General features: G+C 55.8%; 14 protein-coding genes and 6 pseudogenes. 1 reads left to right on the top strand and 19 read right to left on the bottom strand.

Going from position 1 to position 18,362, the window contains the following annotated elements; translation table 11 throughout:
* Window positions 1–10 precede the first annotated feature (10 nt).
* From T260_RS134415 to T260_RS134440, 11 genes and pseudogenes are all read right to left on the bottom strand, one after another.
* Window positions 11–517 carry a L,D-transpeptidase gene (locus T260_RS134415; RefSeq protein WP_023633510.1) on the bottom strand — a complete coding sequence of 169 codons (507 nt, stop codon included), beginning with the start codon at window positions 515–517 and terminating at the stop codon, window positions 11–13.
* 68 nt (window positions 518–585) lie between these two features.
* Window positions 586–1,560 carry an aromatic acid exporter family protein gene (locus tag T260_RS134420; protein ID WP_023633509.1) on the bottom strand — a complete coding sequence of 325 codons (975 nt, stop codon included), beginning with the start codon at window positions 1,558–1,560 and terminating at the stop codon, window positions 586–588.
* Window positions 1,561–1,753: 193 nt separating this feature from the next.
* A pseudogene (locus T260_RS01000000137850) lies at window positions 1,754–2,040 on the bottom strand (nucleotidyltransferase domain-containing protein).
* A 116-nt stretch (window positions 2,041–2,156) separates the two neighbouring features.
* Window positions 2,157–2,903, bottom strand: coding sequence for an HIRAN domain-containing protein (locus tag T260_RS134425; protein WP_023633508.1), 747 nt, complete (start codon window positions 2,901–2,903; stop codon window positions 2,157–2,159).
* A gap of 3 nt (window positions 2,904–2,906) precedes the next feature.
* Window positions 2,907–3,899 (bottom strand): HipA domain-containing protein, encoded by a 993-nt coding sequence (locus T260_RS134430; protein WP_236620409.1) that lies wholly within the window; start codon window positions 3,897–3,899, stop codon window positions 2,907–2,909.
* Between the two features lie 41 nt (window positions 3,900–3,940).
* A complete protein-coding gene (locus tag T260_RS134435; RefSeq protein WP_011231850.1) occupies window positions 3,941–4,378 on the bottom strand; it encodes a BrxA/BrxB family bacilliredoxin in 438 nt (145 codons plus the stop codon).
* 32 nt (window positions 4,379–4,410) lie between these two features.
* Window positions 4,411–5,400, bottom strand: a pseudogene (gene meaB, locus T260_RS0119735) (methylmalonyl Co-A mutase-associated GTPase MeaB); the annotation flags it as partial.
* Between the two features lie 45 nt (window positions 5,401–5,445).
* A pseudogene (locus T260_RS1000000140950) lies at window positions 5,446–5,811 on the bottom strand (methylmalonyl Co-A mutase-associated GTPase MeaB); the annotation flags it as partial.
* A pseudogene (locus T260_RS1000000140465) lies at window positions 5,808–6,527 on the bottom strand (methylmalonyl-CoA mutase family protein); the annotation flags it as partial. The pseudogenes T260_RS1000000140950 and T260_RS1000000140465, both read right to left, overlap by 4 nt.
* A gap of 1 nt (window position 6,528) precedes the next feature.
* Window positions 6,529–8,145, bottom strand: a pseudogene (gene scpA / locus T260_RS0119725) (methylmalonyl-CoA mutase); the annotation flags it as partial.
* Window positions 8,129–10,177, bottom strand: a complete 2,049-nt coding sequence (locus tag T260_RS134440) for a methylmalonyl-CoA mutase family protein (protein ID WP_020278558.1) — start codon at window positions 10,175–10,177, stop codon at window positions 8,129–8,131. The gene T260_RS134440 and the pseudogene scpA, both read right to left, overlap by 17 nt.
* A gap of 186 nt (window positions 10,178–10,363) precedes the next feature.
* Here T260_RS134440 and T260_RS1000000140165 point away from each other — a divergent pair.
* A pseudogene (locus T260_RS1000000140165) lies at window positions 10,364–10,501 on the top strand (type II toxin-antitoxin system HicB family antitoxin); the annotation flags it as partial.
* 94 nt (window positions 10,502–10,595) lie between these two features.
* Here T260_RS1000000140165 and T260_RS134445 read toward each other — a convergent pair.
* From T260_RS134445 to T260_RS0119715, 8 genes are all read right to left on the bottom strand, one after another.
* The gene (locus tag T260_RS134445) at window positions 10,596–11,180 is read right to left on the bottom strand and encodes a Uma2 family endonuclease (RefSeq protein WP_011231854.1); all 585 of its coding nucleotides are present in this window, start codon (window positions 11,178–11,180) and stop codon (window positions 10,596–10,598) included.
* 66 nt (window positions 11,181–11,246) lie between these two features.
* Window positions 11,247–12,653: a sensor histidine kinase gene (locus T260_RS134450; protein WP_011231855.1), complete on the bottom strand. Its 1,407-nt coding sequence runs from the start codon at window positions 12,651–12,653 to the stop codon at window positions 11,247–11,249.
* A 2-nt stretch (window positions 12,654–12,655) separates the two neighbouring features.
* Window positions 12,656–13,330 carry a response regulator transcription factor gene (locus T260_RS134455; protein WP_011231856.1) on the bottom strand — a complete coding sequence of 225 codons (675 nt, stop codon included), beginning with the start codon at window positions 13,328–13,330 and terminating at the stop codon, window positions 12,656–12,658.
* Complete coding sequence (locus T260_RS134460) at window positions 13,327–14,304, bottom strand: YncE family protein (RefSeq protein WP_011231857.1); 978 nt, start codon at window positions 14,302–14,304, stop codon at window positions 13,327–13,329. Before T260_RS134460 ends, T260_RS134455 begins: the two co-directional genes overlap by 4 nt.
* 119 nt (window positions 14,305–14,423) lie before the next feature.
* A complete protein-coding gene (locus tag T260_RS134465) occupies window positions 14,424–15,767 on the bottom strand; it encodes a dihydrolipoamide acetyltransferase family protein (RefSeq protein WP_011231858.1) in 1,344 nt (447 codons plus the stop codon).
* Window positions 15,768–15,944: 177 nt separating this feature from the next.
* Window positions 15,945–16,928 (bottom strand): alpha-ketoacid dehydrogenase subunit beta, encoded by a 984-nt coding sequence (locus T260_RS134470; RefSeq protein WP_011231859.1) that lies wholly within the window; start codon window positions 16,926–16,928, stop codon window positions 15,945–15,947.
* A gap of 13 nt (window positions 16,929–16,941) precedes the next feature.
* The gene (locus tag T260_RS134475; RefSeq protein WP_011231860.1) at window positions 16,942–17,937 is read right to left on the bottom strand and encodes a thiamine pyrophosphate-dependent dehydrogenase E1 component subunit alpha; all 996 of its coding nucleotides are present in this window, start codon (window positions 17,935–17,937) and stop codon (window positions 16,942–16,944) included.
* 69 nt (window positions 17,938–18,006) lie between these two features.
* Window positions 18,007–18,362: oxidoreductase dimerization domain-containing protein (locus T260_RS0119715; RefSeq protein ID WP_031212322.1), on the bottom strand; the 356-nt coding region annotated here is incomplete at its 5' end.

Raw genomic sequence — 18,362 nt, 5'->3', positions numbered from 1 at the left:
CTTGCGTTTTTCATTGGACAGCGCCGTACCGTTTGGCAATGGCGTAAAACGATTCGTTGCTGCGGAGAATGAGCACGTTGGCGCCGATGGGCACCCGTTCATACAGCTGCTCGACATCGCGGTTGTGCATGCGCACACAGCCTTGCGAAACGTAGCCGCCAATCGACGCCGGGTTGTTCGTGCCATGAATGCCGTACGTGCGCCCGTCCGTCCCGCGCGCGTTAAAGCCGATCCACCTTGTGCCGAGCGGATTGTTCGGCGCCCCGCCCGGGATGTTCTTTTTCCGATAATACGGGTGTTTCGCCTTCACCGTCACCGTAAACATTCCTTCCGGCGTCAAATCGGTATTGACCCCGGTCGCCACCGGATAAACGGCTTCGATGCGGCCGTCGCGGACGAGCGCGAGCTTATTGATCGCTTTGTTCACAATCACGAGCGGCTTCGCCTCCGCCGCTGTCTGGAAAGGCGCCCCCAACACTGCGGTTATCACGAGACAAATGGCCAACCATACCCGCATATAAGTCCATCCTTTGCTTGAATGTTTGGCTATAGTGTGCGCCAAAACGGATGGACATATGCCCTGTATCATGCCTTCAGCCGCTGCTGTTTTGGTTCGTTTCCGGGGTGGAATTCGCTTTTGATGATTAAATATCGCTCCAATTCGCGCACTAAATGAAACAACGCAGCCCGCTCTTCAAACTGCTCGCGCGTCTTTGGCAGCGGCATCGCCTTAAACTGTTCGCGCATCTCGGCGAGGCGCCGCAAAAAGCGGTCCGCCGTATTTCCCGGGTGAATGGCATCGCTTAATTCGTCGATAAAATCCGCAATCATCATCCGCTGCTCGACCGTGTAGACGAGCGACGTCACAAGCGGAAGCATATGCTCAATGATTTCCAACTGCCGCTCGCGCATGCGGAAGTAGCGGACATATTCATCCTCATTCCGCCATAATTGGTTGTCGGCGTGACGCATGGCGAGTTTTTTCGCTTTTTCGAGCGTCTCGGCGGCGAGCGGAAGCTCTTTGCCATCCCAATCGAGTTCATTGGTGCGCAAGTAGCGGACGATTTCTTTTAAAATGATGCGGAACAAGTCTTCAACAGTGCGTTGGTGCTCCTTCAACTGCTTTTCCACACTCGGCATATACATGTTCATCAGCAGCGCCACACCAATGCCAACCGCCACCAGCAAGATCTCATTGGCGACCAATCCCCACGTGATGTCCTTGGCCGCATACAAATGCAAAATAATGACCGAGCTTGTCGCAATGCCCTCGTTCACTTTCAGCCTGACGGTCACTGGAATGAACAGCAGCAGCAACAGCCCGATCGTCCACGGATGATAGCCGAAGACGGTAAAAAACAACGCCGCAAACCCGATCGCGACGACGCACGCCGCAAAACGAGCCCGAGCTGTTTCCAACGACCGCTTTTTCGTCACTTGGACGCATAAGATGACGATAATGCCAGCGGAAGCGAAGTTATGAAGACCGATGAGCTGAGCGATGGCAATCGCCAGCGCCGCCCCCACCGCCGTTTTCAATGTCCGATAGCCGATTTTCATCGCGCCGTCTCCTTTGCCAATGTTTGCCGACTTCATTGTACAGATGACGGCGCTTTCGATGCAAGGAAAAACAGACAATACTTGGCTCACACGCACACCCGTCCCGAAGCCCATCTGCCCAAACAGCCGCGGAAGGGCAAAAAAAGGCCGCCCTCAAGTGAGAAAGCGGACCGGCTAAATCCGGAGGCACGGTTCATGAGCAGGCTTTCTCATAAATCGTTTTCCCATCGCGCTCGATTTCGCGCCTGATCGCTTCGTTCAGCGCGTCGAAAAAAGCACGTCACACGAGTAAATGTCGACGATGTCGTCAATATCCTCTTTGATTTTCCACTTTTGTTTGCCGGTGTAGTCAATGCACAAGTCAATGTCGGAGTTGTAGCGGGCCATGCCGCGCGCCCGCGAGCCGAACAACACGACTTTTTGAATCTCCTCCTCGCCGGCGAAATACGCCATCAGCCGTTTAAACACGACCGGGCTCATTCCATAGGTCACGATCGATCACTTCTTTTTTGATGTGTTCGAGCAGTGCTTCGATTTTGTGGACATATTCATTCATCTGAAATCAAACATGCCTACTTCAGAAAACAGTGAACAGACTAAATCACTTCTAACGATATTTCATGTAGCATATCGAGATCTTGCGTCTGGCAAGATGGAAGGAGCTCACCGTAGACACTTATATTTACTTTCCGCTGTGGAAAAGCCTCAACATGAATTGATTCAATTCTCGCCATATAACGCCCGTTGTTTTGAATAAGGTTAAACATAAACTCGCTATAGAAAGCAGGAATATACCCTAGCTTACACCCTTCATCTGTTAACACTTCTACTGCTTTAGAATCTTGCCTATTCTCCGGCTCTAACCGAAAATGCACCTCATCTCCCACTTTAAGATGTTGAACCACTTGATCTCCCTCATAATACCTCCAACCGGCGACATAAAAATCAAAATCGAAATGATTTCCCCATACATAAATTGGCGCTACAAATTCATAAGAATCTGTCGCAAGTTTACCACCAGTCGCTCGCAACATATCCATATCTGTACAATCGCGCGGCAAGCCGTATGTCCGCAAAATTTCTAAAAAATCCGGACGGCGCCGGTCAGGCAAACGCCGCTCAAAAGGCCCGAACAATCTGTTAGAAACGTATTTTTTTCCTATATCCGGAAACGACAAATGAGGTTGATAACCGTTTTCTAGTGCTTCGAACAGTCCTCTTCTCTTCCTGCTGCGTTCATAATAAAATACATACTTATCCCCATCGTGTAATAAGTTTCCAATATGATATCGCTGCCGAGTACATTCATTTTGCCAAATTAACCAAAGCACAAAAGGGCGCATCGCTTATTTCACCTCCATATACCAATTTACGAGCCATTCTTTTCGATACTGTAATAATTTTAATACCCATTCTTTGTAAATTTTACTCATGACATTTTCTGAAACACCATCTAAAACAGTTGTGACTTGTTGCTCATTTATTTGACTGATACGATCAATTTCCTTCTTCATTTCTTTTGGATACAATTCATAAATGAAACTTAGTAATTCTTTATATTTAGGCTTCTTCTTATGAGGAAGTCCGATTAAAGAAAAACTCCGATTTGTAAAAGCTTCGAACATTCTCTGATCTTGAAACATTTTTAGAATACGTTCTTCCTTCAATTGGTATCCTAGCGACGCCCCGTTATCATATATAGGTGCAAGCTTGCAGCTAGTGTGGTGAACAATAATCCCCCAGTTATCACAGTGACGATCTTGATTGGCGATTAGCGCGTCAAATACAGGGATTTGGACAAATTCTTTTTCAAGATGAAATCCAGACAACACTTTTATTACATTCAGAAAATGATAATGTTTTAAATTGCGGCGATCAAAACTCTCTTCAATTGTAAAGAACAAATCGCCACCTTCATAAAATTCCTCATTATATAAGACGAAATTTTCAGATAAAATACCTATTGTTCCATCGTAAACAGCTAAATCGGCCTTCATCATATCTAACCCTATATGTTGGCCGATTTTTGATGCAACAACCTCTGCCCACGCTTCCCCAGTATTTTCCTTAGGAATTTTAAATAGATACCGACGTTTATTATCTGGATTAATTAACCAAAACTTCTCTCTTGTCCCAGAAGCTTGCCGCTCCTCATCTTTTTTCCAATGACTAACATCATATAACTCCATAAAAGATGATCCTTTTTTTAGTTTTTGGTTTTTGATAGAAACAAGAGAAAAAGTTGATCGCAAGAGAAGCCTGCTAAAATGATGATCATATGCACTGCTGTTTGCCTGTCTCTGATCTCTTTTTATATTATCACAAACAATAATGGTCATGCAAAAACCCGAAGTCCCTTTTCGAACTTCGGGTTCTCCTTTCACACTTCCTCACAATATTCATCGAACAGCGCCTGCAGCTTTTGCACGACGGCGACCGGTTCGTGCCCTTCGATGTCGTGTCGGTGCAGCATGGCGCACAATTTCCCGTCTTTTAACAAGGCGAACGACGGCGAGGATGGCGGCTCGCCGACAAAATATTCGCGCGCGCGGGCGGTTGCTTCTTTGTCTTGGCCGGCAAAGACGGTCACCAAATGGTCCGGGCGCTTGTCGTAATGAACCGCGTGGGCCGCTGCCGGACGGGCGATGCCGCCGGCGCAGCCGCACACCGAGTTGATGAGGACAAGCGTTGTGCCCGGACGGCGGAATGCCGCATCGACGTCTTCCGGCGTGCGCAGTTCTTCAAATCCGGCTTCGACCGCTTCGCGCCGCGCTTGTTCGACGATGTCGTTATAGAGCGGAAATTGAAATTGGAACATCGTGACACCTCCTTCGATTTGCCTTTATCATATCACAGTTCACCGCCTCGCTTCCGTTCATACGCCTCGATCAGCTCGCGGACGGCGGCGGTGACCGGCTTGGCGCCGGAAATGACGCTGTTCTCGAGCATCGGGAGCTTTTCTTTCACGACCGGATCGGCAAAAAAGCGCGTTTCGATATATTCTTTGATCATGGCGTGCATCCAGTCTTTTTGCTGCTGGCGGCGGCGGTCGAAAAAGACGCCGGATTGCTTTGTCGTCTTGACAAACGTTTGAATGACGCGCCACATGTCGGCGATCCCTTCTCCCAAAAGCGCCGAGCATGTGTACGCTTTCGTCTCCCAGCCGGGCGTGGCCGGGCGGAGGTAATGGAGAAACTGGTTGTATTCTTTTTGCGCCGCTTTTGCTTTTTCTTTATTATCGCCGTCCGCCTTGTTGATGACGATGGCGTCCACCAGCTCCATGATGCCGCGCTTCATGCCTTGCAGCTCGTCGCCGGCGCCGGTTAAGGCGAGCAACAAGAAAAAGTCAACCATCCCTCGGACGACAAACTCGCTTTGCCCGACGCCGACCGTCTCGACGAGGATGATGTCATAGCCGGCCGCCTCGCACAGCATCATCGTCTCGCGCGTTTTTCGGTGTACGCCGCCAAGCGCCCCGCCCGATGGGGACGGACGGATGAAAGCAAGCGGATTGCGGGCGAGCGCCTCCATTCGCGTTTTGTCGCCGAGGATGCTGCCGCCGGTCAACGAACTCGTCGGGTCGACGGCCAAGACGGCGACGCGATGGCCCTGCTCGCACAAAAACGTGCCAAACGCTTCAATGAACGTGCTTTTCCCCGCCCCCGGCACGCCGGTGATGCCGATGCGAATCGAGCGGCCGACGTGCGGAAGCAGTTCATTGAGCACTTGCTGGGCGAGATCCATATGCCTGGCCGCATTGCTTTCGACAAGCGTAATCGCCTGCGCCAAAATGGTGCGGTCGCCGGCGAGCACTCCTTGGACGTATTCTTTAAAAAATCGTGCCGAAAANCAATGCGGCCAGGCATATGGATCTCGCCCAGCAAGTGCTTCAATGAACGTGCTTTTCCCCGCCCCCGGCACGCCGGTGATGCCGATGCGAATCGAGCGGCCGACGTGCGGAAGCAGTTCATTGAGCACTTGCTGGGCGAGATCCATATGCCTGGCCGCATTGCTTTCGACAAGCGTAATCGCCTGCGCCAAAATGGTGCGGTCGCCGGCGAGCACTCCTTGGACGTATTCTTTAACCGATCGTTCTTTTCGCCGCACGAGCCGCTTCGGCGCCGGCGGGCGCTCGGCTTGCACGTACGACGACAGACCATTGCCGTCCGCCCATTCCGGGCGCCGCGGCTGTCCGTCCGAAACTGCGCTCTGGCCGCTTGCCTGTTCCCGCCGTTTCTCTTCGCCGTTCATTGGTTCACTTCCTCATAGCCAAGCCGGGCGTAAATTTCATCCAACACTTTTTCCGCCGCTTCCGGAATGACCGTGCCCGGTCCGAAAATGGCGGCGGCGCCGTGCTCATACAAAAACGCGTAGTCTTGCGGCGGAATGACGCCGCCGACGACGACCAAAATATCATCGCGGCCAAGTTTTTCAAGCTCCTCGACGAGCTGCGGCACAAGCGTTTTATGCCCTCCGGCGAGCGAACTGATGCCGACGGCGTGCACATCGTTTTCGACCGCCTGGCGCGCCGTTTCTTCCGGCGTCTGGAAGAGCGGGCCGATGTCGACGTCAAACCCTAAATCAGCAAACGCCGTGGCGATGACTTTCGCCCCGCGGTCATGGCCGTCCTGCCCCATTTTCGCGATCAAGATGCGCGGGCGGCGTCCTTCGAGTTCGGCGAACTGCTCAACCCGTCGCTTCACCCGCTCGAGCTGCGCTTCGTTTTTGTATTCCGAGCTGTAAACGCCGCTGATCGAGCGGATGGCGGCGCGATGGCGGCTCGCCACTTTTTCGATCGCGTACGAAATTTCCCCGAGCGTCGCCCGGACGCGCGCCGCTTGGACGGCAAGCTCGAGCAAATTCCCCTCGCCCGTTTCCGCCGCTTTTGTGATGGCGTCAAGCGCCGCTTCGACCTGCTCGTTGTCGCGCGTCGCCTTTAGCTCGTTCAGCCGNTTTTCGGCTCGCTTTTACGCGCGCCGCTTGGACGGCAAGCTCGAGCAAATTCCCCTCGCCCGTTTCCGCCGCTTTTGTGATGGCGTCAAGCGCCGCTTCGACCTGCTCGTTGTCGCGCGTCGCCTTTAGCTCGTTCAGCCGCTCGATTTGCCGCTGGCGCACGGCGGTGTTGTCGACTTCCAAAATGTCGATCGGCTCTTCTTTTTCCGGGCGGTATTTATTGACGCCGATGATCGTTTCCGCTCCTGAATCGATGCGCGCTTGGCGGCGGGCCGCCGCTTCTTCGATGCGCATTTTCGGGATGCCGGTTTCAATGGCTTTCGCCATCCCGCCTAAGCTTTCGATTTCTTCGATATGCGCCCACGCCCGCTTCATCAACTCGTTCGTCAACGTCTCGACGTAATACGAACCGGCCCACGGGTCGATCGTCCGACAAATGCCGGTTTCTTCCTGCAAGTACAGCTGCGTATTGCGGGCGATGCGCGCCGAGAAGTCGGTCGGCAAGGCGATCGCTTCATCCAAGGCGTTCGTATGGAGCGACTGCGTATGCCCCATCGCCGCCGCGTGCGCCTCGATGAGCGTGCGCACGACGTTGTTGAACGGATCTTGCTCGGTCAAGCTCCAGCCCGACGTTTGCGAATGCGTCCTTAGAGCGAGCGATTTTGGATTTTTCGGATTGAACGTTTTCATCATTTTCGCCCACATGAGGCGCGCGGCCCGCAGTTTCGCCACTTCCATAAAGTAGTTCATGCCGATCGCCCAGAAAAACGACAGCCTCGGCGCGAACGAGTCGATGTCAATGCCGGCTTTCAAGCCGGTGCGCACGTACTCAAGCCCGTCAGCGAGCGTGTACGCCAGCTCCAAATCGGCCGGCGCCCCGGCTTCTTGCATATGGTAGCCGGAAATACTGATGCTGTTGAATTTTGGCATGTATTTGGCCGTATAGGCGAAAATGTCGGCGATGATGCGCATCGACATCTCCGGTGGATAAATGTACGTGTTGCGCACCATATATTCTTTCAAAATATCGTTTTGGATCGTGCCGGACAGCTTGTCTTGCGTCACTCCCTGCTCTTCGGCGGTGACGATGTAAAACGCCATAATCGGGAGCACCGCCCCGTTCATCGTCATCGACACTGACATTTGGTCGAGCGGGATGCCGTCAAACAAAATTTTCATATCGAGCACCGAGTCGATGGCCACCCCCGCTTTGCCGACGTCGCCGACGACGCGCGGATGGTCGGAGTCATAGCCGCGGTGCGTCGCCAAGTCAAAAGCGACCGACAGCCCTTTTTGCCCCATCGCCAAGTTGCGCCGATAAAAGGCGTTGCTCTCCTCGGCGGTCGAAAAGCCGGCGTATTGGCGGATCGTCCACGGCCGCACGACGTACATCGTCGGGTACGGCCCGCGCAAGTACGGCGGCAAGCCGGGCATATAATCAAGAAAATCGAGCCCATCGATGTCTTCCTTTGTATAAAGCGGCTTCACCGCAATGTGTTCGTTCGTCTGAAACAACAGCTCATCGATCGACGCTTGCACGCGCCGCTCCACCGCGTCTCTCCACTGTTTCTCATCCACATCGGCCGTTGCGTCGGAAAGCGTCATGTTGGTAAAATCAACGTACTTCGCCATCAAGCGCCACCCCTCTTTCCGTTAGAAACGCCACGATCACATCGTACGCGTTCGAACCGAGATGAATCGATCCGTCCACGCCCGCGTCCGCGTACGTTCTCTCAAGCTCTTCCGGCGGCTTTCCGGCGACATACAGCTTCGCGTTCGGCTTGGCTTGCTTGAACGCCTCAGCCAACGCTGGAACGAACGCCGGGTAATCGTCATCGGCGCCGCACACGATATAATGCGTCCCGTTCGTGTTCCGCACCCATTCGACCGCTTCCGCGACCGAGGCAAAGCCATCGCTCCGCTCAGCCGCCACCCCGCCGGCCGCAAACAGCCCGGCGATGAAATCGGCGCGCGCTTGATGACGGACAAGCGGCCCGATATTGATCAAGTGAACGGAAAGCCTGCTTCCTGTGCGTTCGGCATGCTCCTCGGCTGCCTTCCGCAGCTGCTCAAACGGCTCGGCCAAGCGCCATGCCCGAATCGGCGTGATGGCAACAACCGCGTTCCCATCGACCAACGCCGCCGCGATCTCCCGAGCGGTTGCTCGACGGCGAACCGCACGAATCGCCGCTTCCATCCACTTCCCGCCCGCGAGCGAGGCGCGAATATCGGCCACCCGCTTTTCATCCAGCGGCGGCGCCACGTTCGCTGCGTCTTGCTTCGGTTTTTCGACCGGCGTTTCCTCCAAATTGGCGTACACGTTCGTGCCAACGATTTTTTCCTTCCGCGTCTTGACACGATCCAGCCGCCGCTTGGCGACCGCTTCCACTTCCGTCTGCACGAAGCCGTCTTCGAGCGCCTTCGCCATGCCGTCTTTTTCCTCCACACGCTGGAACAGCTTCCACGCTTCTTCGGCGAGCTTGGCGGTCAACGTTTCCACATAATACGAGCCGCCCGCCGGATCGATGACGTTCGCCACATGCGCCTCTTCGAGCAAAATGAGCTGCGTGTTGCGGGCGATGCGCCGCGAAAACTCATCAGCGAGTCCGAGCGCCTCGTCAAACGGCGACACGTGCACGCCATCGGCGCCGCCGACAACGGCCGCAAACGCTTCCGCCGCCGCTCGGAGCATGTTCACATACGGGTCGTACACCGTTTTCGTAAAGGGCGACGTGCGCACATGCAGCTCGATCCGCCTTGCTGATTCACCGCCGCCAAACGCTTCGATCACTTGCGCAAACAACCGCCGCGCCGCCCGCAGCTTGGCGATTTCCATGAAAAAGTCGGCTCCGACGGCGAGCGACACTTGCATCCTTGTCGCGATGTCATCAACCGTCAAGCCCCGGTCCAACCCGGCGCGGATGTACTCGACGGCTGCCGCCAACGAAAACGCGAGCTCCTGCACGGCGTTCGCCCCGCCGTTATGGTACGGCTCGCCGCGCACCAAAATCGTGCGAACGGCAGGCATCTGTTCCTTCGCCCACTTCGTTGCTTCCGCCATTTCATCATACAGCCGCTCAAGCGAACACGGGAGCGTCCCCTGCTCCGCCCACGCTCCGAGCGGATCCATGCCGATCGCGCCCCGTACGCTCGATAGCGGGACGCCCCGTTCCTCTAAATAAGCGGCCAACAGCGCCAAAAACGAAAGCGACCGCGCCCCGGCGTCCACACGGAGCGAATAGCGGTCCAGCGGCACGCCATCCAACATCGCCGCCACATCATCAACCGACTCGACGGCAAACGGCAGCCGGCCAAGGGCAAGATGGATTTCCGTCTGCCCCCGCTCCAAGTCGTGCTTCACTGCCTCGTTCCAGTCGGACGGGCTCGCTGCCGAAATCTCCTGGCTCACCTTCCACGGCTCGCCCCGATACCCTTCCGGCCGCGCCCCACGCACATAGCGGCCAAAGCCCGGGTACTGCTCAAGCGGGCCGAGCGCCTCCACATCGCGGCGCGTATAGAGCGGTTTGACCGCAATGTTTTCGTACGTCATCGATACAAGCCGCTCGAGCGGCTTGCCTTTCAGCGACTTTTCCGCTTCCCGCTCCCACTCCTCCACCGTCGGAGCCGGAAACGCCGCTTCCTTCATCTTTGCGACATCGCTCATTCCGATCCCCCTTTGCCTTCCAGACATAAGAAACCGCTTTCTTTTCAAGCCGCACCTTTCCCTCTCGAACCCGTCTGCTCAGAACGAAGCGCTGATGACGCTTCGTGTGGGAAAAAACGGTTTCTATGTTTATTGTAGTACATCGGCCGCGTTTGGGCAATGAACAAAAAGGCAAACAACTTGCTGATGCCACCATTTCGCCATGAAATGGAAAACAAAGCGGTCAAAAAAAAAACATGAACGATCCCGAAATGGCTCGATGACTTGGCGAAACAACACCATCTCAACGATTCACAAATCCTCCAAGAAGCCCTGAAAAAACATGAAAGGAAGAGGGCGTTGTTGCATGCTCTCTTGGACGATGCTCCCTCGTCCCCCTCCAAATCACCGCTTAGCGAAAATCTCAACTGCCATTTATTCATTGGAAAATGTTTCGCAAATCGATCACGAAATCCTTCAATACATGAACCAAAACGGCGTCATCCCGGTTGTACACTCCATGAAGTTCCAATCTTCCTGTTTTTCCGCGCAAATACACTTCCACCACTTGATTCGCCGGGTCAACGATCCAATATTCCTTCACCCCGGCCCGCTCGTACGCGATCCGTTTGTCCATCCGGTCGATTTTGGCCGTGGCGGGGGACAAGATCTCGACGACCAAATCCGGAGCCCCGACAATGCGGTTTTTTTGAATTTTGTTTTTGTCGCAGATGACGACAAGATCGGGGCATACCCAGTTTCGGACGTTTTCATCCATCCATCCCTTGCGATGATCTTCGAAAAGATACACATCGATCGGGGCGGCCAACACGCGGCAATCCTTCCCACGAAGATGCATCCCGAATTCAATGGAAAGTTGAAGCGAAACTGATTGATGTTCCGGTGTCGGCGACGGCGCCATGCTAATGATGTTCCCGTCCAAGACCTCGCACCGTTTTCCTTCCGGCCATGTCGCATACTCTTTGTAGGTCATAGGGGCCTGTTCCTTTTCTGGTGAACCCATATCCTCCACCTGCCTCCTAATTTTATATTGATTATACATCATCCATTCCTGTGTCTTGAACGATGTTTATTCCTCTTCCCGAACGAGCGGCAGGCGGACGAATACGGTCATCCCGCGTCCAAGGTCGCTGTCGAACCAAATCGCGCCGTCATGAAGAGAGACGATTTGTTTGACGATGGCAAGCCCCAAGCCGGTGCCGCCTTCTTTGCGGGTGCGGGCGCGGTCGACGCGGAAAAAGCGCTGGCCGAGAAGCGGGAGCTGGTCTTTCGGAATGCCTTTTCCCGTGTCTTGGATGACAAGCTCGCCTTCCGCTTCCGACAAGCGGGAAAGCCGCACCGTCACCGCGCCGCCTTCCGGGGTGTAGCGGATGGCGTTGTCGAGCAAGTTGCGCACGACTTGTTCGAGCCGGTCGGCGTCGCCGTTGACGATGATGTCATAGTCCAACTCGCACGCCAACTCGATCCGCTTTTGCGAGGCGATCGGTTCGTACGTGGCGATGACATCTTCGATCACTTGGGCAAACGCCACCGGCGCGCGCTCGAGCGGCACGCTTTGCCCTTCAAGGCGCGCCAGGTCAAGAAGATCGCGCACCAGCCGCTCCATCCGCTCCGTTTCGCGGTGGATAAGGCGAAGGTACGCCTTTTCTTCTTCCTTCGTTTTCGCGAGGCCAGCAAGGAGTGCTTCGCTGTATCCTTTCATATAGCTGAGCGGCGTGCGCAGCTCATGCGAGACGTTCGCTAAGAACTCGCGTTTCCGCTCGTCTTCTTTAGCAATGGCGTCCGCCATTTGGTTGAACGCCTCCGCCAGGCGGCCGATTTCATCATCGCTCCGCACGGGGATGTCCGCTTCGTAGCGTCCTTCCGCCATGCGTTCTGCCGCTTGTTCCATCGCTTGGAGCGGCTCGGTCATCTGCCGCACCATCCGTCGGCCGACAACCAAAAGCGCGGCGGCGAATATGGCGGCCAACGGCCAAAACGCGGCGGCCGCCCGCTTCGTTGCTTCCTGAACGTCGGCTAACGGCAAATACAAGTAAATCGCTCCTTCAAGCCGCTTGCCGTCCAAAAGCGGAACGACGACCGCCATCACGCGGCGTCCGAACCGCTTTTCGTATCCCGTTTTGACAACAGGCTTCCCGGCTAACAATGTTTCCCGGTCGCGGCCGCTGACTAACGCGTCATAGTGGACCGGAAACGGAAAGCAGGCGCTCAGTTCGCGCGGGTTGTCAATCAACAAGATCGTGGCCGTTGATTTTTCGTCATACCATTCGATTTGACGGCGATATGCCTCCGTCACCGCCCCGCCGCGATAGTCGCGGGCGAGGCTCGTCCCTTCCGCGATCAACGTTCGCTCAACTTCTTTCATGTACACCGTCCGGTAAAAATAATTCAGAAGGCCAAAGGAAAACGCCAGCGTCGCCACGACCGCGGCGCCGATCGCCAGCCATAGTTTTTGTCCTAACCGAAGCCGTTTCATGTTCATCCCTCAAACTTGTAGCCGATGCCCCATACGGTTTGGATGTGGCGGGCGGCGTCTTTCAGCTTCATGCGCAGCGTTTTCACATGCGTATCGACCGTGCGGGCGTTTCCTGTATAATCATATCCCCACACTTTGACGAGCAAATCGTCGCGGCTGAACACCTGGCCGCGGTGTTTTGCCAAAAACAGCAGCAGCTCAAACTCCTTCAACGTCAGCTTCACCGCCTCGCCGCCAACGGTCACGGTTCGTCCTTTTTCGTCGATGGCAAGGTCGCCAAATTGCAGCCGGCCGTCATTCTCGCGGACGCGCTGCACCCGGCGCAACACCGCCTCAAGGCGGGCGATGAGCTCTCCTGGGCTGAACGGTTTGACGATGTAATCGTCGCCGCCAAGCTTCAATCCTTTCACTTTATCCCATTCTTCGCCAAGCGCGGTCAAAAACAAAATCGGCACGTCCGACTGCTCGCGGATGCGGGCGCAGACGGCGAATCCGTCCTGTTTTGGCATCATGACGTCCAACAGCACGGCATCAACCGGATGTTGCGAAAGCAGCACCAGCGCTTCTTCCCCGTCCCCTGCTTCGAGGCAACGAAAGCCGGCGTTTTCCAAATACATGCCAACGAGCAGGCGCATTTCTTCTTCATCATCGACGATTAAAACGGTTCGTTCGCTCATGTTCGTCCCTCCCGAATGAATAGCTGCAGCGGGCCGTCTCCCGTCTTCCAACGGGCGAGCGGACGCAGCATCGCCTCATCGACCACGATGATTTCATCGCTGTCATAACTCGCAATATACAAACGGCTTCCTGCCGCTTCCATGGCAAACGGATTGGCGCCGACAGACGCCGAAGCGAGCTGTTTTCCTTCTTTTGAAAACTGATAGATCGTGTTCGAACCGTGGCTTAGCACAAACACGCCGCGGCCTGTTTCGACAAAATCAACCGGCATGACCGGGGCGGCAATCGTCCGCAACAAGCGGCCGTCTTGAAGCGAATAGACGTGAACATTCTTCTCCACCTTGTTTCCGCTTCCATGTCCGCCGACCCACAGCTCCCCTTGCCGCTCGCGCATCAATCCGCCTAACGCCATCTTCGGCACAGAAAATGAGCGAATGACACGGAGGCGGCTCGTATCAATGACAAAGGCGCGGCCGTCTTGAAAGTCGATGGCATACAGCTCCGTTTCCTGGCGATTGACAAGCAGCGTCATCGGGGAGCGTCCGACCGAAAGGCGGGCGATCTCTTTCCCGTCCCGGCTCACAACGCGCACCGCGTGATGGGTGCTGTCGCCAAAAAACCACGTGCGGCCATCCGGAGATGGAGCAGCGCTCACAATGCCGCTTCCTATTTTCCATTCGCCAAGCAGCTTCCCGGTCGCGAGATCGTACCGATAGACGCCGTCAAGATCCCGCCCGTACAAAAGAAGCGTCCGGCCGTCCGAGCTCAACGCCCCGCCTTGAAACGGTTCGTTGATGTTCCAACGGGCGATCTTGCCGCCATTTTCCGCGTTCAAAAAGGTGACCGTTTCCGCTTTGACATCGAGGCTGATGACGACAGAAAGCGAATCGGCCACCGGGGGAAACGACGGATTGGCGCAGCCGCTTAGCAGAAAGAAGCAACACAACAGCATCCATACGCTCGCTCGTTTCATCTCGTTTTTCTCCTTCGCACGTTCGTTTCTGTCCTCATTATACATCACATTTGTGAAAGAAGTTTGAAATCGCGCCACGCAAAAACCCCCACCGCCAACCGATGGCGATGGGGGAATCGTTAATAAATCGGCGTGTTGTCTTTGTTCATGTTTTCCAAAATCGCTTTGACGCGGGCGAGGAAGCGGCCGCAAATGAGGCCGTCCAAGACGCGGTGGTCGAGCGACAAACATAAGTTGACCATGTCGCGGATGGCGATCATGCCGTTTTTGACGACCGGACGTTTGACGATCGTTTCCACTTGCAAAATGGCCGCTTGCGGGTAGTTGATAATGCCCATCGACTGCACCGAGCCGAACGCGCCGGTGTTGTTGACGGTGAACGTGCCGCCCTGCATGTCTTCCGGGCGCAGTTTGCCGGCGCGCGTTTTTGCCGCCAGTTCAGCGATTTCGCGGGCGATGCCTTTGATCGTTTTTTCATCGGCGTGCTTGATGACGGGCACGAACAAGGCGTCATCCGTCGCGACAGCGATGGATATGTTGATGTCCTTGCGCTGAATGATCTTATCGCCCGCCCACACTGAGTTCAACTGCGGGAATTCTTTCAGCGCTTGGGCGACCGCCTTGACGAAGAAGGCGAAATACGTCAAATTGAAGCCTTCACGCCGCCTGAACTCGTCTTTGATGGCATCGCGGTAGGCGACAAGATCGGTGACGTCGACTTCGACCATCGTCCAAGCGTGCGGCGCTTCGTGTTTGCTGCGGAGCATGTTCGCCGCAATCGCCTTGCGCACCGGGGTGACCGGAATTTCGATGTCGCCCGCTCCGGCTTCGACGTTCGGGGCCGCTGGTTTGATCGGCGCTGCCTGCGGCGCGGTTGGCGCGGCCGCGGCAGACGGTTGAACGGTTGCGGCGGCTGTGGCCGGTTGTTCCGTTCTCGGTTCCGCTTTTGGCGCGGCTTGTTCCGCCGCCGGTGCCGCTCCCGCTTTCGGAATTTGTCCAGACTCAATGAGCTTCAGCAAATCTTTGCGCGTCACCCGCCCGCCAAGGCCGGTGCCTTCGACTTGTTCGAGGTCAATGCCGTGTTCCTGAGCCAAGCGGAGCACGGCCGGCGAATAGCGGCCGTTGTTTGCCCGGCCGGCCTTTTTCGGAGCGGCTGGCTTGGCGTTGTCTTCTGCTTTCGGCGCTTCATCCGCCGGCTTCGCTTCCGAAGCCGGTGCAGCGCCTTCGACTTCGATCGTGCAAATCGGCGCGCCGACTGGGAGCGTCTCCCCTTCTTTGGCGATCAGCTCGCGGATGACGCCGGCAAACGACGACGGAATTTCCGCGCTCACTTTATCGGTGATGACTTCAGCGATCGGGTCGTATTTGTTCACTTTGTCGCCCGGGGAAACGAGCCATTTGCTGATCGTGCCTTCCGTGACGCTTTCCCCGAGCTGAGGCATCGTCAATTGTTCGATGGCCACATCGATACCCTCCTATCTCTGTTGCAATATCTTTGCCGTGACGTCCCCACGCCGTCTAGGGTTGGCTTCGAGGCCGGCGTTTGTGGGGAATCCCTTCATTAGGATGGAATGATTCCCTAACCGAACATCCCATGTTTTCCTGACGCCTCCAAGCTGGAGACGCCTTTTGTTCATCTGTTAAAACGCCGCTAATTCGCGCATTGCTTTTTCGACTTTTTCTGGATTGATCATAAAGAATTTTTCCATCGTCGGCGCATACGGCATGGCCGGAACGTCCGGGCCGGCGAGGCGCATAATCGGCGCGTCGAGATCAAACAAACAATGCTCCGCGATAATGGCGGCGACTTCGCTCATGACGCTGCCTTCTTTATTGTCTTCCGTAATGAGCAGCACTTTTCCTGTTTTGCTCGCCGCCTCGATGATCGCTTCTTTGTCGAGCGGATAGACGGTGCGCAAATCGAGCAGATGGACAGAAATGCCGTCTTGGGCGACGCGCTCGGCCGCCTGCAAGGCAAAATGGACGCACAGCCCGTACGTGATGACCGTGATGTCATCGCCTTCACGCTTGACGTCCGCCTTGCCGATCGGAAGCACGTAGTCGTCCTCCGGCACTTCCCCTTTAATGAGGCGGTAAGCGCGTTTATGCTCGAAAAAGAGCACCGGGTCTTCGTCGCGAATCGCCGCTTTCAGCAGCCCTTTCACATCGTACGGCGTCGACGGCATGACGATTTTTAACCCAGGCTGGTTGGCGAAAATCGCTTCGACTGACTGCGAATGGTACAAAGCGCCGTGAACGCCGCCGCCGTATGGGGCGCGGATGACGATCGGGCAGTTCCAGTCGTTGTTCGAGCGATAGCGGATGCGCGCCGCTTCAGAAATGATTTGGTTGACCGCCGGCATGATAAAATCGGCAAACTGAATTTCGGCAATCGGGCGCAGGCCGTACATCGCCGCGCCGATGCCGACGCCGACGATCGCCGACTCGGAAAGCGGCGTGTCGATGACGCGCTCTTCGCCGAACTGCTCGTACAATCCTTGCGTCGCTTTGAACACTCCGCCTTTCCGGCCGACGTCTTCTCCTAACACAAACACGCGCGGGTCGCGCTCCATCTCTTCACGAATCGCCATCGTAACCGCATCAATATAGGAAATAACAGGCATCGTCGATTCCCCCTTACTCCTCGGCATACACGTAGCGAAGCGCATGCTCCGGCTCGGCGTACGGAGCCTTCTCCGCGTAGTCGGTCGCTTCGTTCACTTCTTTCATGACGCGCGCTTGAATGTCCTCGTCAAGCTGGTCGGTCAAAACGCCGGTTTCTTTCAAATAGTTGGCAAACGACACGATCGGGTCTTTGGCGCGCGCTTCGGCGAGCTCTTCTTCCGTCCGATAGACGCGGTGGTCATCGTCCGACGAGTGCGACGTCAGCCGGTATGTCACGGCCTCGATGAGCGTCGGCCCTTCGCCGCGGCGGGCGCGGTCGGCCGCTTCTTTCACGACTCGGTACACTTCAAGCGGATCGGTGCCGTCGACCGTATAGCCCGGCATGCCATAGCCGATGGCGCGGTCGGACACCTTTTCGCACGCGAGTTGTTTCGAAATGGGCACGGAAATGGCGTACTTGTTGTTTTCGCACATAAAGATGACTGGGAGTTTATGAACGCCGGCGAAGTTCGCCCCTTCATGGAAGTCGCCTTGGTTCGACGACCCTTCGCCGAACGTGACGAAGGCGACAAAATCTTTCTTTTCCATTTTCGCCGCCAGCGCAAAGCCAACCGCATGCGGCACTTGCGTCGTCACGGGCGATGAACCGGTGACGATCCGGTTTTTCTTTTTCCCGAAATGCCCTGGCATTTGCCGGCCGCCGGAGTTCGGGTCTTCCGCCTTGGCAAACGCCGCCAACATCAATTCTCTCGGCGTCATGCCAAACGTCAGGACAACGCCCACATCGCGGTAATACGGCAAGACATAGTCTTTCGTCCGGTCGAGGGCGAATGCCGCGCCGACTTGCGCCGCCTCCTGCCCTTGGCATGAGATGACGAACGGAATTTTCCCCGCGCGGTTTAACAGCCACATCCGTTCATCGAGCTTGCGGGCCAAGAGCATCGTTTCATACATTTCCAACACCGTGTCATCGCTTAATCCAAGCGCCTGATGACGGTTTTGCGCCATCGCAACAACCTCCCTTAGATTCACATAGTCAACCAATGATCACGCGCCGCGCGCATACGGCGAAATCGGTTAAAAATGAATAGCTTTGCCATCGACCGCCAGCGCCGCTTCCGCCATGGCCTCTGACAGCGTCGGATGCGGATGGATCGCATGCGCCACTTCCCACGGAGCCGCATCAAGCACGCGGGCGAGACCGGCTTCGGAAATCAAATCGGTCACGTGCGGCCCGACCATATGGACGCCAAGCAGATCGTCCGTGTTCCGGTCGGCGATGAGTTTCACAAACCCTTCCGCCTCACCGAACACAAGCGCCTTGCCAATGGCTTTAAACGGAAATTTGCCGACCTTGACATCATAGCCTTTCGCTTTCGCCTCTTGTTCGGTTAAGCCGACCGCCGCCGCTTCCGGAAAAATGTAGCCGAAAA

The organism is Geobacillus thermopakistaniensis (assembly GCF_000498995.1).
GTDB classification, from domain to species: Bacteria; Bacillota; Bacilli; order Bacillales; family Anoxybacillaceae; genus Geobacillus; species Geobacillus thermoleovorans.
This window is presented reverse-complemented; position numbering and strand designations above follow the sequence as displayed.